At 38.2% G+C, this 15,369-nt stretch carries 15 protein-coding genes; 1 reads left to right on the top strand and 14 read right to left on the bottom strand.

The genetic code is table 11. The features are described from left to right. Window positions 1–255: a 30S ribosomal protein S20 gene (gene rpsT, locus ACO5V7_RS07330; protein WP_039849208.1), complete on the top strand. Its 255-nt coding sequence runs from the start codon at window positions 1–3 to the stop codon at window positions 253–255. 802 nt (window positions 256–1,057) lie between these two features. Here the strand turns inward: rpsT and ACO5V7_RS07325 are convergent. The 14 genes from ACO5V7_RS07325 to ACO5V7_RS07260 form a co-directional block, all read right to left on the bottom strand. Continuing rightward, window positions 1,058–1,336: a hypothetical protein gene (locus ACO5V7_RS07325; protein WP_298649609.1), complete on the bottom strand. Its 279-nt coding sequence runs from the start codon at window positions 1,334–1,336 to the stop codon at window positions 1,058–1,060. Window positions 1,337–1,376: 40 nt separating this feature from the next. After that, complete coding sequence (gene holA, locus ACO5V7_RS07320; protein ID WP_485485652.1) at window positions 1,377–2,396, bottom strand: DNA polymerase III subunit delta; 1,020 nt, start codon at window positions 2,394–2,396, stop codon at window positions 1,377–1,379. A gap of 47 nt (window positions 2,397–2,443) precedes the next feature. Next, entirely contained in the window at window positions 2,444–4,771 is a 2,328-nt protein-coding gene (locus ACO5V7_RS07315; RefSeq protein ID WP_485485651.1) for a DNA internalization-related competence protein ComEC/Rec2, read from the bottom strand. Then, a complete protein-coding gene (locus ACO5V7_RS07310; protein ID WP_485485650.1) occupies window positions 4,768–5,412 on the bottom strand; it encodes a helix-hairpin-helix domain-containing protein in 645 nt (214 codons plus the stop codon). Before ACO5V7_RS07310 ends, ACO5V7_RS07315 begins: the two co-directional genes overlap by 4 nt. A gap of 59 nt (window positions 5,413–5,471) precedes the next feature. Further along, window positions 5,472–6,515, bottom strand: coding sequence for a SepM family pheromone-processing serine protease (locus ACO5V7_RS07305; RefSeq protein ID WP_485485649.1), 1,044 nt, complete (start codon window positions 6,513–6,515; stop codon window positions 5,472–5,474). Further along, complete coding sequence (gene coaD, locus ACO5V7_RS07300) at window positions 6,502–7,035, bottom strand: pantetheine-phosphate adenylyltransferase (protein WP_485485648.1); 534 nt, start codon at window positions 7,033–7,035, stop codon at window positions 6,502–6,504. Before coaD ends, ACO5V7_RS07305 begins: the two co-directional genes overlap by 14 nt. Window position 7,036: 1 nt before the next feature. Then, window positions 7,037–7,612, bottom strand: a complete 576-nt coding sequence (gene rsmD / locus ACO5V7_RS07295; RefSeq protein ID WP_485485647.1) for a 16S rRNA (guanine(966)-N(2))-methyltransferase RsmD — start codon at window positions 7,610–7,612, stop codon at window positions 7,037–7,039. A gap of 505 nt (window positions 7,613–8,117) precedes the next feature. Continuing rightward, a complete protein-coding gene (locus ACO5V7_RS07290) occupies window positions 8,118–8,549 on the bottom strand; it encodes a NusG domain II-containing protein (RefSeq protein ID WP_485485646.1) in 432 nt (143 codons plus the stop codon). After that, a complete protein-coding gene (locus tag ACO5V7_RS07285) occupies window positions 8,533–8,970 on the bottom strand; it encodes a hypothetical protein (RefSeq protein WP_485485645.1) in 438 nt (145 codons plus the stop codon). Before ACO5V7_RS07285 ends, ACO5V7_RS07290 begins: the two co-directional genes overlap by 17 nt. A gap of 178 nt (window positions 8,971–9,148) precedes the next feature. Continuing rightward, the gene (locus ACO5V7_RS07280; RefSeq protein ID WP_485485644.1) at window positions 9,149–10,069 is read right to left on the bottom strand and encodes an ABC transporter permease; all 921 of its coding nucleotides are present in this window, start codon (window positions 10,067–10,069) and stop codon (window positions 9,149–9,151) included. Between the two features lie 18 nt (window positions 10,070–10,087). Further along, the gene (gene opp4B, locus ACO5V7_RS07275; RefSeq protein WP_485485643.1) at window positions 10,088–11,050 is read right to left on the bottom strand and encodes an oligopeptide ABC transporter permease; all 963 of its coding nucleotides are present in this window, start codon (window positions 11,048–11,050) and stop codon (window positions 10,088–10,090) included. 2 nt (window positions 11,051–11,052) lie between these two features. Further along, the gene (locus ACO5V7_RS07270; RefSeq protein WP_485485642.1) at window positions 11,053–11,997 is read right to left on the bottom strand and encodes an ABC transporter ATP-binding protein; all 945 of its coding nucleotides are present in this window, start codon (window positions 11,995–11,997) and stop codon (window positions 11,053–11,055) included. Then, window positions 11,997–12,998: an ABC transporter ATP-binding protein gene (locus ACO5V7_RS07265; protein ID WP_485485641.1), complete on the bottom strand. Its 1,002-nt coding sequence runs from the start codon at window positions 12,996–12,998 to the stop codon at window positions 11,997–11,999. Before ACO5V7_RS07265 ends, ACO5V7_RS07270 begins: the two co-directional genes overlap by 1 nt. Window positions 12,999–13,314: 316 nt before the next feature. After that, a complete protein-coding gene (locus ACO5V7_RS07260) occupies window positions 13,315–15,105 on the bottom strand; it encodes an oligopeptide ABC transporter substrate-binding protein (RefSeq protein ID WP_485485640.1) in 1,791 nt (596 codons plus the stop codon). Window positions 15,106–15,369: the final 264 nt, after the last annotated feature.

Raw genomic sequence — 15,369 nt, 5'->3', positions numbered from 1 at the left:
TTGCCAAATATCGCATCACAAATCAAACGTGTTCGTACTAACAAAAAGTCAACACTAGCAAACAACTCACAAACTTCTGCTATGCGTACTGCTATCAAAAAATTCGAAGCTGCAGTAGCTGAAGGTGCTGAAAATGCTGAAGAATTATTACGTGCTGCTCACAAAGCAATCGACGGAGCTGCTTCTAAAGGATTAATCCACAAAAACAAAGCTTCTCGTGACAAATCACGTCTTGCTGCAAAATTAAGCAAATAATAATTAGCCTGAGAATTGATCTCGGGCTCTTTTTTTATGCTCAAAAATAGGAACGCCTCACGGATAACGAATGAAGAGATTGGAACATCCCCTTCGAACTCCTCTGGATTTTTCATCGGTATCATCATCATGGCACCACCTTGAGCCGAAGTCTCAAGGTTAGCAAGCTTCAAACTGAGGCTAAGTGAAATTCACTAAGCCTCAGTAATTCACATTGCTTTCTAGTTCATGACGATGATTCCGATGAATCCAGGAAGTTCTTCGTTTTTGTTCTACTCTAATACGATATCCGTGAGGCGTATATTATTAGAGATGAAAAAAGAAGCCCGATCAATGGTGCTTCTTGTTGGCTGGGTAAAATCCTTACGGATTTCTTCAAGGTAGAGTGTTATACCGGATAAACTGAAAAGAATCAGTTTTATTATTGAAAGAGTTATAGCGGGGCAACGGCTCAAGCCTAGGTCTCTCGCCTTTAAAGCCTCAAAGCAGGAGTACGGAAGGTCTTCCTACTCCTGCTAATTCGCATTTAATGCACGTTCCCGCTATTCTTTCAATAAACTGATTCTTTTTTGTTTATCCTCTATTTTGATTTCACCCGTAAAATCCGTAAGAATTTTACCCTATGCTTGATTTCAGAGATAAAAAAGAAGTCCGAACAATAGGACTGCTCCGGGAAAGTAAAAAGTGCCCGGGGGATATGAAGTTGCTAGAAAAAAGGGCCTGAACAATGTGAAGACTCCGGGAAGAAAAAAAGAGTGCCCGCGGGAGGGGATTAGTCTCCTGCTTGGGCACTCTGATTTTGTTAGACAGATAAGTCATCGATAAATTGTTTGGCTTCGGCTAAGCCCATTCCTGTTTCGTCACGCAAGTCTTTGATTGCTTGAATAAGGCGACCGTCGCGTTTTAGTGTACGTAAGTGTTCTTCTAGTTCTTCTGGGATGTACTCTACTTGTTCGTTAGATGAACGATTAGTATTCGAATAAGAACTTTCTCTATTAGAAATCTTGTTTGTTTTTACCTTTACATAACTTAGTAATACGAACACTGCAACCGCAGCGATAATAATCATCATTGGGGTCATATCTATTCCTCCATATTGTATATTTGAATTTTATTGTTTGCTAAGCACAAAACTGTAGGATAAACCATTCCAGTTGCATCTCTTTAATCCCTAGACTCGTCTTTAGAGCATATTCTGTGTCGACCAATTGCATAAAGGCTTTTTCTAAAAGGGATAACCCAAATCTTCTGGATTGTTGCAGGGCAATCTTAACACGGTACGGATGTACGCCCAGTGTCTTTTGAATTTCTGGTTCTTGATACCCTTCTCTTTTCAAGTAGGACACTTGAAGCAATAATCGAAACTGACCTAAAAGAATCGCGTTCATCTTCAAGGGGTCTTCTTTTTGTAGTAACATATCGTGATAGATTTGGAGTGCCTTGACTCCCTCTTTTTTCAAGATAGATTCCCCAAGTTCAAAAATATTCTGTTCCAATGTTTTGGCGACTAAACTCTCGACCAGTTCCAGTGGAATCATTTTTGTATCAATGGAAGCAATCATCAGTTTATCCAATTCTTTCATACTATTCGTTAGTGAATATTGCGTTTTAACGAGTAAGGTCTCCAGCGCTTCTTCTTGAATGGTGTACTGGTGGTTACGCAGAGAATCCTGAATATACTGTTTAACATCTCTCTCCGTTAGTTCACTAGCATCTAATAAAACCGCCACTTTCTTTAATTGTTTCACGATTTTCTTTCGTTGATCCAACTTATCATACGGAGCAAAGAATACCATCACAGAACTTTCCATTGGATTTTCTAAATACGCCTGTAATCTTTCTAATTGATGATCCATTGATTTTTTCTCTTTTTCTCCAGTAAAAAAACTTGGATTATCAACCAGTACTAATCTTCTCTCTCCAAAAAAAGGAACCGACTCTGCATCTTGAATGGCTGTTTGAATAGAGACTTCCTCCATATTGAATCGTCCCACATTCAAGTCTTGATCTTCAGGAGCCACAATGGTCTCTAAAAACACTTTCCGTGCAAGTTCTTGTAAATAAGGTTCTTTTCCTTGAACTAAATAAACTAGATTCACTTGCCCGTTTTTAATGCGATCGAGTTGTTTCTCAAATTCCATCTTTCCGCCTCCTGTCCTTTAAGTTTATCTTGAAACGTGGGCTTTGTCTATTCTTTCAATTTCTGATACTTTTTCGAAAGTTTCGTAGAAATTTCAATCTGTTCTTTTTTAAAATAAAGACGAATTTGGCCATCTTGATCCGTGCGGAAAATATGAGCGTGTATGCCATTCAGCCTTCCTATCGTCTCGATTGAAGGATGGCGATAACGATTATTCTTCCCGCAAGAAACCAAAGCAATAGAAGGGGAAGCTTTTTTTAGTAAGGCTTCGCTTGTAGACGTTCGGCTTCCATGATGTCCCACTTTTAAAATAGAAAAATGCAAGTTGGGAGCATCCTTCAGAATAGTGTCTTCTACTTTTTCAGAAGCATCTCCCGTGAGTAGCACGGCATGTTTTTGAATCGTTAGAAGAGCTACAATTGAATCATCATTTTCTCCTTTGGAAGTGTCTTTTGGCCACAGAATTTGCCACTTCATTTGGTTCCATTTCCACTCGTTTCCTGAAGAAACCAACTTCCACCGTATGGACGGATAGTCCCTTTTCAGCTGTTGCATCAATGGAAGCTTCTCCATCCCTTTTCCTATCACCATTTCTTTGATTTTAATCTGCTGTGCGATTTCTCGAAGATTCCCCACATGATCTTCGTCTCCATGGGAAAGCATTACTTGCGATAATTCTGAAAGTCCTTCTGCTTGAAGAGCAGGAATGACAGTTGTGACTCCTTGGGATTTTCTCTTGCGTCTTCTCCATTCTTCTTTGAAGGCAAAATCGCTCAATCCACCTGTATCGATTAATGTCGCTTGATTCCATCCTGGAGCCAATACTAAAATCGAATCCCCTTGCCCAACATCTATCATGATGAGCTCAGTTCCCCAATGATAGGGAACTTCTACCAGAAGTAAAATAAGAGCCCCTAGAAAAAAGAGTCCTTTTTTAACTGTCATTTTCCTTCGTTCAAATAGCACTAGTGCGATAAGAATCAACAAAAAATAAACAACCCACTCCCATGGTTCCCAAATGCCGAATGTAAATTTTGTAATGGTGAACTTCTGACAAAAGGTTAATAGTTGAGTGAGCCCCGAAAGAAGTGCTTCTCCTAGAAAACAAATGATAGCCACTAAATTCCCCCACCCAAGTAATACCGCAATCAGATAAATCGTTAATAGCGGGAATAGAACCCCTTCAAACAATAGGGAAAACAAAGCAGTAAGGATGATGCTAAAGGCATTCCAATAAAAGAAATACTGACAGATGAGAGGCAAAGCCATAACACTTATTCCTATTGGAATCCATAATGAAGCGTTGACTTTAGGAAGCACATTTTTTTGCCACTTGGATAATAGAAGAATCACTCCGCTAAGCGCATAGCTTAATTGAAACGCGACATTCCAAAGAATTCCTGGCCAAATGAGGACCGATACAACAAGCATCCCTAAAAGGCTCCATAGTTGTGTGTGATGACGAAGAGGCGTCCATCGTTTCAAAAGAATCGAGAGAACCACCATTCCAATCGCGCGCGTCCCACTAATTCCCCATCCGATGACAAACCCATAGAACAGGACAAAACACATTAATACACCATCTGTTTTCTCTCGAGTAATCCCGCACCTCCAGCAAAACTTTTGAAGGGCAGAAACCATTAACGAAATATGAAGCCCCGAAATCGCTAATACATGCAGAATCCCAAGTTGTTTGTACCGTTCCCAAACTTCTTCATCAAATCCTGATTTGTCCGCAAGAAGCAATGCTAATGTATATTGTTTGACCTGATTTTCCTTCTGCATGCGCACTTGATGTATCAGCCAGAAACGAAGATTTTCAATAGCAGCAGAGATTCCTTTGACAGCAACTTTTCTACTTGATAGACTTTCAATTTTGAAAGAATGAAGAATCCCCACACTTAAATAATGATTCTTCACATCGAAATTCCCTTTATTACGAGCAGGTTCGATTTCCTCAATAATTCCTTCAACAGATACCTTTACCACATGATTCAGTTCCAGAAACACCTTTTGCTCCTCTTCCGAACCCAAAATATAGCGAAAAAATACTCTTTCACTCTTTCCTTCTGCTTCTAGAAGTGCACTTCCGGTTAACAAATCCCCATTCACTTTGAGGTGATGGGGATTTAATATCATTTGCCCATGGAGAGACTGTGAAGGGTGAAAAGGAGTTTGTGTAATAGCCTGGACATAATAAAATGAGCGAATAGAAAAAATTCCAACGACCATTAGACCCATTGCTTTTTTTCGTATTGATTGTTCACGGATAAAGCCAACTACGATAAGCAGTAAAGGAAGAACCCATCCCACTTTCCCGACTGAAAAAACGACCATCGCCGTCCCCATCACGCTTGCAAGAACAAAATAAATCATTGGACGATCACTCTTTCTTGAAAGGATTCATATAATTTCTTTCCAATCCCTCTCACTTTCATAAGTTCTTCTTTGTTTTTAAAGGAACCATTTTGCTTTCGATATTCTATAATGGCTTCTGCCTTTTTCTCCCCAATCCCTTTTAATGTCTTCAATTCTTCAACGGTTGCCGTATTAATATTGATCTTACCTTCTTTTCCAACCTCTTTTTTATGTGGCGTGGGAGCTTGAGAGAGCTCCGAATTCACTTCTTCTCCCTTTTTTGGGACTACAATCACCATTTGATCCTCTAAGAGTTGAGCTAAATTCAATTTTTGATCATCTGCCAATGGAGTGAATCCTCCTGCAGCCTCAATGAGATCTTTCACTCTATTTTCTGCTTTCATTCGATAGACTCCTGGGTGGTGAACTTCTCCTTTTACATCGACATAAATGACGGTCGAAACAGTTGTTTTATCTTCTACCTCTTGAGGAAGAATGGTTGTCTCCGATAGGGATGGTGCAACTTCTTCCACCTCTTCCCCTTGACGACTCATCCAAAAAAGCCCCATCCCGATAATGAGGCAAACAAATAAAATATTCCCTTTTACTTTCCAATTCATTTCTTCCCATTTATTTCTCCATGCATCAAAAAAAGCCATTTTTCTCACTCCTTAAAAAGATTGCTCCAATTAAAGATATGAGAAAAATGACTCTCCTGTTATAGATTTTTTAGAATCTCAATCGCTTCTTGTAAAGTTTTTACAGGATAGATTTTAATATCTGTCCCCAACTTTTCAGCTGCTTCTTTTACTTCTTCATAATTTGTCTTGATATCTGGATAACGCTCACGCATCTCATCCGTAATTTCATCATCCGGTGCTAGGAAAACAGTAGCTCCAGCTTCAATTGCTGCAACTAACTTCTTATCAATCCCACCGATTCTTCCAACTCTTCCGTCCAGTTCAATCGTTCCAGTTCCCGCAATATTATGTCCTTTTTTCAAATGGCTGTTCGTAATTTGATTATAGATTTCAAGAGTGAACATTAAGCCACCTGACGGACCACTGACACCATGAGGATCAAATTCAATCGCAGGATCTGACGTTACGTCTTCATCAATTTCTCCTTCAAATCCTAAACGAATTCTACCAGTACGACTGTTCAATTTTAATTTATCACGAACTAGTTTTGATTCTCCATCACGTTTAATCATCAGTGATAAATAATGGCCTGGTTCCAGTGAAGAAAGATACTCTTGTAATTCTTCAAGACTCTCATCCGTATTTTCAAGTTTCTTTCCATCAATTGTTTCAATGATATCGCCGACTTTTAATTTATCACGGAAATTAGAATTTTGATCCACTCGAGTGACAAAAATACCGTTGACTTTACTTTCTACTGACTTTCCAGCTGCTTCAAAGGCGACACGAACTGCTTTTGAACGAGCATTTCGCATACTGAACTCTTGTAATTGATCATATTCTTCTGGAGTATAGTTTCCAAATACTTTTTCTTCAGGTAAAATCTCATGATGTTTGAAAAATTGTTTTAAAGAAGTTAAGACGGTGGCTTGCTCTACATAGACAGTCAGCACTCGCAGTGTCCCCTCCTCTTCATCTTTTGTCCCATTGACCGTTAGAAACTGAGATACATCTTCAGCCGTTCCGGGAGATTCAATGACGTAAGGAATGGGAATGAATGAAATAATCGCTAACAGAATAACTGTTAAAATAATATAAAAAAATTTCTTAGACTTCGACATTTGTAATCTCCTCATCCATTCTAATTTTTCGTTCTGGCGTATTCTTATACTTTTCTTCTAAGGCGCGTTTCACAACTTCAGGGACAAAAGGACTGACATCCCCACCAAAACGTGCCAATTCTTTCATCATCGAAGAGCTTACAAAGCGATATTCTTCCTTACTGAGTAAAAGAACCGTTTCAACTTCCCCTTTTTGAACACGGTTATGAGATGCAAGAGTCGCTTCATATTCGAAGTCAGTTGCATTTCGAACCCCGCGCACAAGAACGCTTGCTCCTAACTGAGCCGCCGCCTCTACCGTTAATCCTCCGCTTACGGCTACCACTCTGGCATTGGGTACATGCGCAATCACTTTTTCAACCATCAATTTTCGCTCGTCTAAAGAAAATAAATAATTTTTCTGAACATTATGCGATAAAACCACAATGACTTCATCGAAGAGCTCACTGCTTCGCTCGATAATATCTAAATGCCCATTTGTAATCGGGTCGAAGCTTCCTGCTACTACCGCTTTTCTCATATTAAGCCTCCTCTTCGTCGGATGCACGGTCAAAGAACACTAAGGCTGTAATGCCGTACTCCACGCGCTTATATTGCTCAAATTCTAAAATTCGTTCTGGAAGTTGCACTTCCTTATCCACCTCGCAAACAATCACGCAGTCTGGAGAAACTAAGTTTAATTCTTGCAACTGCTCAATGTCCTTTACAATTTCTTGCATGCGGTATGGTGGATCCATGAACACCAATTCTAGCGGTTCAAACGCTGGGTCACTCGCCAGTGTTTTCAATCCTTGCTTCACATTTTGTCGTTTTAAATGAAATTGCTCGGGTGATTTCGTAATCTCGATATTTTGCTCAATCGTCTTTTGTGCAAGGCGATTGTTCTCGAATAGAAACGCACGGTCCATCCCACGAGAAACGGCCTCAATGGCAACGGCTCCGCTTCCGCTGTACATGTCGAGCATGACTCCTCCGTCAAAATAACCGCCCAAAATATTGAAGAGCGATTCTTTTATCTTGTCGGTCGTCGGACGAGTATTTTGGCCCGGTACTGCCTTTAAGCGTCTTCCGCCAAATTCTCCTGAAATAATTCGCACAGTGCATTCCTCCTTATTTCACTATAATACCATATTCCAGCGTTCTTTCGTGAGTTTTTTTATAAAATAAGGAGTAGGCTTCTCTTCTACAAAAATTTCTTTATGAATTTAATAATGACGATGAATCGAATCCTTGCTGATTTTCTTATAATAGCTGTAATGGGACAACGGTTCGAGCCTCTCGTCTCTCACCTTAAAAGCCTCAAAGGAGCCGTAAGGAAAGACTTCCTACGGCTCCTAATTCGCATTTTGTGTCATTTCCCATTACTGCTATTTTAAAATCCGCTCGATTCTCCTCATCGTCTAAGTCAAAGAGAAATTCTTACTACGAGAAACTCCTTATTTTAAAAACTCTGAAATAGGATTTGTTATAAAAAATGCGCTGTGTGATTTTAGGTAATTTGGTGCATCTTAAAGGCTACTGACAAAATACTCTCCTCCTTGGAAAGAGAACTGTCGAGATAGCAAAAAAGTCCGCTACAACTGTAGCGAACTTTCATTTATTTTATAACGGAATAATGGTGTCATTATCACTATTGGCAGGTTCGGTTGAGACAATCTCAATCATCAGCCCATGTGGCAAGCAGATGCTGGTCTGACCCGGTTTGGAAATCCAGCCCGTATTCACAGCAATCTGATCGGGGCTATTATCCTCTTTATCTCTAATTCTAGTTCCATCAACTTCGATAATATTATATTGATTATCATGAGGCTCAAAATAAAACTCTTCACGAGGCGTATTTTCGCTTAACTCGATACGCTGAACTTCCTCCCCATCAATGGTAATAATGGCATATATTTTAGCTTCTTCTTTAACCGTTGCTTGTTGGTAAGCATAAATTGCATTTGGTAAAAATGATAAGAGCAATAACACGAGCACAATAATAATGTCGTATGGCTTTATCAAATCGGAATACTTCTTAAATATTGTTCTCATCCTTTAACTCTAATAATGTTCTTCGTACTTCTGATGCAATTTTTGAACCCATCACGAGTAATTCATACAAAGTGAAAGTTTCAAATGGAGTTACTCTCCCCACATAGCGAATAAAAAGTTCCCCATCTGGATCCATGAGTAGCGTATAGTAGGCCACTAACTCCTGGTTCAAGCGATTAATGGTAAAAAGCACATCGAATAAATCTAAACCTAAGTCTTTTCCATTTCCGATTCCTTCATAAGTGATTTGGTAATCGGTACGATCCTGGCTATCATCAAACACGACGCTAAACGGAAACTCATCTTCTCCTTCTGAATAGAGACCTAGAAACGCAATTCCGTCATTACCTAAATCTTTCTTATCCAGTTTCAATTCACGGTTCTTTAGCACTGTTTCAAATGATTCACTTACGTACATCATGGCCACTCCTTTCACCATTTGTATTCTCTATTTTACTAGATTCCCTTCTATTTCACAACCAAACACCGAAATCCTACACTTTTCTTCTCTATTAGGTACGAAAAAATTTTCTATTTGGCCTTTTTGCGCACAAAAAAAGAGACTGAAGTTTCCTTCAATCTCTTTTGCAAATTTATGATTAACCTAAACGTTGGCGAGAATCCGCTGCACGTTGCAATGCTTGACCAACATAGTTGATACATAACATCATGATTAAGATTAAGATTGTGGCTGGTAACCAAACCCATAATTTATTTTCGATGATATCCGCATTTTTCGCTGCAGAGATTAATGTACCAAGTGATGGTGTTGTAAATGGTAAACCGAAACCTAAGTAAGTTAACCCCGTTTCAATACCGATGTTCCCTGCTAAACGTAAGATTAAGTTAACAATAATTAATGAACTTAAGTTTGGCAAGATTTCACGGAACATGATACGTAAGTCACTTGAACCTAATGTCTTAGATGCATTTACATAGTCTAAGCTTGCTTCTTGAAGAGTACGTGTTCTGAATAAACGAGCAGAACCTACCCAATAGAAGGCTGTCATGATAAATACAAAGTGGAACATGGTGTAGTTTGGAATTACCGTTACGAACACGATGATAATCATCAATGTTGGCAAAATCATGATAAAGTCAACAACACGCATTAAAGTTGTATCCACCCATTTACCGTAGTAACCAGAAATCAATCCAACGATGATACCAACGATACATGTCAAGATTGTAACTGAGAACCCAATTAATACTGAGTTACGAGCTCCGATAATTAATAGGGCTAAAACATCACGACCACTTTCGTCTGTCCCTAACAAATGAGCATTTGTTGGGGCTTTATAACGACCTAAGATATTTACTTTAAGAGCTGTATCTTCATTAATAAAAAATGGTCCAATAAAAATAACTAAGAAAATCAATGCTAGTAAAATTAACGCGAAAAGCGCTAATTTATCCTTTAAAAACTCCCGTACAATAACCTGAAAACCAGCAGGCGGTGTAGATACGGTGCTTTCTTCAACAACAGTTTCTTCAACTGTATTTACATTATTTTGCTCCATTTGCTACTCCTCCTTTTATTATTGTACACGTACACGTGGGTCAACAATACTCATAATAATATCTGATAGAAGCGTACCTAGAAGAGTCGCTGTACCAAACAATAATAGTAACGCTAAGATTACTGAGTAGTCACGTCCTGTGATAGATGATACGAATAAGTTCCCCATCCCTGGATATGAGAAAATGTTTTCGATAAACACTGAACCACCGATTAAACCAGTGAATTCATATCCTAAGAAAGCTGCAATCGGTAAGATTGAGTTACGGAAGATGTGGCGGTTGAACACAACATTTTCAGGAACCCCTTTCGCACGTGCAGTACGAACGTAGTCTTGACTCTTCGCATCAATAACCCCTGTACGTAAGTATTGAATTGTACCTGTAGTCGAAAGAATCGCCATCGTAAACGCTGGTAAAAGCATATGATGGAATTTGTTTACATAATAGCCAATTGTTCCAGCAACTACATCTGAATCGACAGATCCACGAGTTGGGAACCAACCTAATGTATAACCAAATAACCATAATAATACTAACGCAAATACGAATACTGGGATTGAGTAAGTAATAAAGGTATATACTACGATTACTTTATCAGCCCAAGTGTTTTGGAAACGACCTGCAATCATCCCTAATGGTAATGCAATTAAGTAAGTTAAAATCAATGTTAATAATGATAACCATACTGTGTTACCAATACGTTCACCGATTAATTTCGTTACTTCATATTTGTAAGTATAACTTTGACCGAAGTCTCCGCGGAATGCTTTTGAAATCCAGTTCCAATATTGAACAGGAAGCGGATCATAGAATCCGGCTTTCACACGTAACGCTTCAATTGTATTTGGGTCCGTTTCTGGAGTAATTAAACCTGTAAATGGATCCCCTGGCATCATCTTCGCGATTAAGAATGCTAGCACACTAAGGATGAAGATTTGTGGCAACATCAATAACACACGACGTAAAATGGTTTTCCACATAATTAGTTTCCTCCTTTTGGATTAAATGCAACAGAGTGTGTGTCAGAGATTTTTTGTAAATCAAACACACGACCGTTTTCATCATAATAAAGTTTTTGATTTTCTTGATAGAACTTTTCAGCTTCTTTACGACGAAGTTTGTTTGCTTCACGGTTTTCTGGATCGATTACCGGAATCGCAGACAATAGACGTTTAGTATAGATGTGTTGTGGGTTAGCGTAGATATCTTCCGCTTTACCTGTTTCAACAAAACGTCCACGGTACATGATGAATAACTCATCACACATATGTTTTACAACCCCAAGGTCATGGGAAATAAATAAGTAGCTTAAGTTGAACTCATCTTGGATACGTTTCATGTAGTTTAACACTTGCGCTTGTACAGATAAGTCTAACGCTGATACTGGTTCGTCGGCGATGATTAAACGAGGGTTACTTGCTAAAGCACGAGCAACACCAATACGTTGTCTTTGACCACCTGAGAACTGGTGTGGATATTTTAATAAGGCTTCTTCAGATAATCCGATAATTTCCATTAATTCGATAACGCGTTTTCTCTCTTCATCTGGAGATAAACGTTCGAAGTTTCTTAATGGTTCAGCCACGATATCTAAGATACGTTTTTTAGGGTTAAAACTTGACAGTGAATCTTGGAAAATCATTTGTACGTTACGGTTGTAGTCTGAAGTACGACGACGTGCTTTGTTTGTTACGTCTTCACCTTCATAGATCACTTTACCGCTTGTTACGTGTTCGAGACCAATAATCGATTTACCAATTGTAGATTTCCCAGAACCAGATTCTCCAACAAGACCGTAAGTTTTCCCTTCTTCGATTTCAAGTGACACTCCATCTACCGCATAAACATGATCCGTTACTCGGTTAAAGAAGCCACTACGAATCGGATAGTGAACTTTTAAATCTTCAATGGTTACAAAACCGCTCATTATGCTTCCTCCCCTTCAAAATGGAAATGTTTATAACATGTGCAACGAACGAAGTGATTTGGTCCAACTTCGTGAAGTGTTGGATTTTCTTCGTGAGCGTCCGCTGAAATCCACGGAATACGTGGAGCAAAACGGCAACCTTTACGTGGTAATTTTGGTAATGGTGGCACTGTTCCTTTGATTACATGTAATTCTTGACCTTCTGATCCCGCTTGTGGGATTGATTGTAATAATGAACGTGTATAAGGATGTTGTGGATTTGTAAACAGCTCCTCAACTGGTGCTACTTCAACAAATTGTCCAGCATACATCACGGCTACACGGTCAGCAGTTTCTGCTACTACACCAAGGTCGTGAGTGATTAAGATGATTCCAGATTCCGTTTCTTTTTGGATATCATTTAATAAGTCTAAGATTTGCGCTTGGATCGTTACGTCTAAGGCAGTTGTTGGTTCATCGGCAATGATAATTGGTGGTTTACATGATAATGCAATCGCGATAACCACACGTTGACGCATCCCACCTGATAATTCGTGTGGATATTGTTTGTAAGTACGTTGTGGGTTTGGAATCCCTACTTGTCCTAACAATTCTAATACGCGTTCAGTACGTTCTTTTTCATTTAAGTCTGTATGATAATAAAGAGCTTCATCGATTTGAGCCCCAATTGTCATCAATGGATTTAATGAAGCCAATGGATCTTGGAAAATCATACCGATGTCGTTTCCGCGGATCTTGTTGTACAACGCTTCGTTTAAATTTACTAAGTTTACATCGTTATAAATGATGTCCCCTGTAATCTTTGTATTATTTTTATTGTGTAAGCCCATGATGGTTGTCGCTAATGTAGATTTCCCACATCCTGACTCTCCAACGATGGCCAAAATTTCATTTTTTTCTAATGTTAAAGATACATTATCTACTGCATCATAAAAATCATCTTTGATACGGAAACCAACATGTAAATTATTGATTTCTAATAGTGGCTTATCAATTGTCAAATCCGATTCCTCCTTATTTTCTTTTTTCAGTGAACTATTTCAATTCTTAAAATAATAAAACAACGTTTCTATTATACGTTGCATGCTCTCTAAATGCAAATTGTATGACAATTTGAGCGCAGATACAGCGTATTTTTAGTTTACCATGAATCAATCTTGATTACCATTATTTATGAGCAAAAAATTAACTTTTCTCATGTTATTTTAATTTTGAACCCAAAATTCATCCTAAACACGTCATTAATACGTTTTCATTGGACATCACAATTTCCACAATAAAAAAAGAGACAAACCGAAGTCCATCTCTTTTGAATTCTTATTTAGCAGCAGCATCGCTTGTTAACTCAATTTGATAGAGGTCAGATTTTCGACTGCCTAAATTTACATCGTAGTATTTCACGCGTTTGTTAACTGCTGTAATTGATTCTCCGACTAACGTTGGGAAGATAAACGCTTTATCATGAACGTATTTTTGCCATTCTTTGTAGAATTCAACGTTTTTAGCTGAATCGAATGCATCTGTTGAAGCGATTTTCTTCATGATTGCAGTTCCTTCAGCATCCACATAACGTTCAAAGTTGAATTTTGCAGATTCACCGAATAATCCTTCTGGATTTGGATCATAACCTGTAGACCAACCACCAGCGAATACATCGATTTCTGGATCATCCGCTTGAACTTTATCATAGAATGAGTTCAATTCAATCGTACGTCCTGTGTAAAGTTTTACATCTAACCCAATTTCTTTCCACCAGTTCAAGTATTGTTGAACAAGTGATTCATTGGCATCATCACGAGTACGTGCTGCAAAGTTGATTTGTAATTTAGAACCATCTTTGTTTTCACGTAATCCGTCACCATCAACATCTTTATATCCCGCTTCATCTAGCAATTGTTTTGCTTTTTCTGGATTATAAGTAAATCCTTCTTGTTCCTTATTATATACGTCTTTGAAGAATGGAATAATAATTGAGTTTGTAGAATGTTGTAGTCCATTGTATAAGTTTTGTCCTGCAGCTTCAATATCTAATGCATAGGCCATTGCTTGGCGAAGCTTTGCATCGCTCATTTTTGCATTTGGATCTGTTACGTTTTTACCTGCTGCAGCATCATATTTTCCTAAGTGGAATCCGATATACTCATAAGCCGAAGCTAATTTACCTAAGAACGTTACATTAGTTAATCCTTTGAAAGCTTCATATTGGGAATTTGGCATCTCTGCTATATCATAGTTTCCTGCTTTCATTTCAGATACAATATTCGCTGGAGACACAACTTCCATTACAACCTTGTCTACTTTCGCAACTCCCTTGTAGTAGTGTTCATTTGGAACTAATGTAACAGACTCCCCAGGAGTAATTGATTGAAGTTTAAATTGTCCTAAACCAACAAATTTTGTGCCACGAACATAATCACTTTGCTCCCATTCAGCTATAGGTATATCTTTAAAGATATGTTTTGGCATAATGTAATTACATAATGATCCCCCAGCTAGTTGCATCGATGGACTCATTTCTTTGAATTGGATTTTAACCGTATAGTCATCTACCTTTTGAAGACCAGATACACTTGTTGCCTTTCCTTCATGGTATTCTTCCATACCGACTACATTTTTATAATCCTCATCGTAACGAATACCTGTATAATCTTTATCCCCAATTGATTGATACGCGAAAATATAATCGTCAATTGTTACTGGTTGTCCATCCGACCATTTATATTCTTTAGAATTTAATGAAACCGTTGCTGTTTTGTTTTCTACATCGAACTTAACGCTAGCAAGACCAGTATTCGTTAATTTACGATTCTCGTCATATTCAAACATACCTTCATCAATTAAACCACCAATGGTTGAATCCGTTGTGACTTGAGACAACTCATCCGGAAAAATTCCAGAAAATGGTGAAACTGATACAATGGCATATTTTAATGTTCCACCTTTAATAGGGGTTCCATCATGAGTTACTTCTGAAGCAAATTTCGTTTGAGTAGTATTCGTAGCACTACTTGTAGTTGTGGTTGTTGAACTATTGTTATTGCCACCACAAGCTGCCAAAGTTAACGCCGTCGTTGCTGAAAACAGAATCATCATATTTTTCTTTTTCATATTCATTCTCCGTTCTATAAATTGGTTGTGATTTTCAATCCATAAATTTATGTTGAATTTATAATACAGTAACTCTTTCCAATTTGCAAGCATTTTTTAATCTTTTTTTAATCTTAATCATCTATTTTTCATTTTATCTCTTTTTAACAAAAAAACAAGTCTAGACATTCTAGACTTGTTTTTTTATTCTTTTCTTATTTAGTTCCTGTTTCAGAAGTCAATTCGATTTGGTAAACTTGAGATTTAGAACCACTTGTTGCAATT

This window comes from Granulicatella sp., from assembly GCF_057274575.1.
The sequence above is the reverse complement of the archived record's forward strand: the minus strand, read 5'-3'. Positions and strand labels throughout refer to the sequence as shown.

Coding starts and splice junctions, on each gene's coding strand:
- ACO5V7_RS07310 (WP_485485650.1), bottom strand. CDS start 5,412: ATGGCTTTTTTTGATGCATGGAGAAATAAATGGGAAGAAATGAATTGG.
- opp4B (WP_485485643.1), bottom strand. CDS start 11,050: ATGTGGAAAACCATTTTACGTCGTGTGTTATTGATGTTGCCACAAATC.
- ACO5V7_RS07285 (WP_485485645.1), bottom strand. CDS start 8,970: ATGATGTACGTAAGTGAATCATTTGAAACAGTGCTAAAGAACCGTGAA.
- ACO5V7_RS07315 (WP_485485651.1), bottom strand. CDS start 4,771: ATGATTTATTTTGTTCTTGCAAGCGTGATGGGGACGGCGATGGTCGTT.
- ACO5V7_RS07260 (WP_485485640.1), bottom strand. CDS start 15,105: ATGAAAAAGAAAAATATGATGATTCTGTTTTCAGCAACGACGGCGTTA.
- coaD (WP_485485648.1), bottom strand. CDS start 7,035: ATGAGAAAAGCGGTAGTAGCAGGAAGCTTCGACCCGATTACAAATGGG.
- ACO5V7_RS07270 (WP_485485642.1), bottom strand. CDS start 11,997: ATGAGCGGTTTTGTAACCATTGAAGATTTAAAAGTTCACTATCCGATT.
- ACO5V7_RS07280 (WP_485485644.1), bottom strand. CDS start 10,069: ATGGAGCAAAATAATGTAAATACAGTTGAAGAAACTGTTGTTGAAGAA.
- ACO5V7_RS07325 (WP_298649609.1), bottom strand. CDS start 1,336: ATGACCCCAATGATGATTATTATCGCTGCGGTTGCAGTGTTCGTATTA.
- holA (WP_485485652.1), bottom strand. CDS start 2,396: ATGGAATTTGAGAAACAACTCGATCGCATTAAAAACGGGCAAGTGAAT.
- ACO5V7_RS07305 (WP_485485649.1), bottom strand. CDS start 6,515: ATGTCGAAGTCTAAGAAATTTTTTTATATTATTTTAACAGTTATTCTG.
- ACO5V7_RS07290 (WP_485485646.1), bottom strand. CDS start 8,549: ATGAGAACAATATTTAAGAAGTATTCCGATTTGATAAAGCCATACGAC.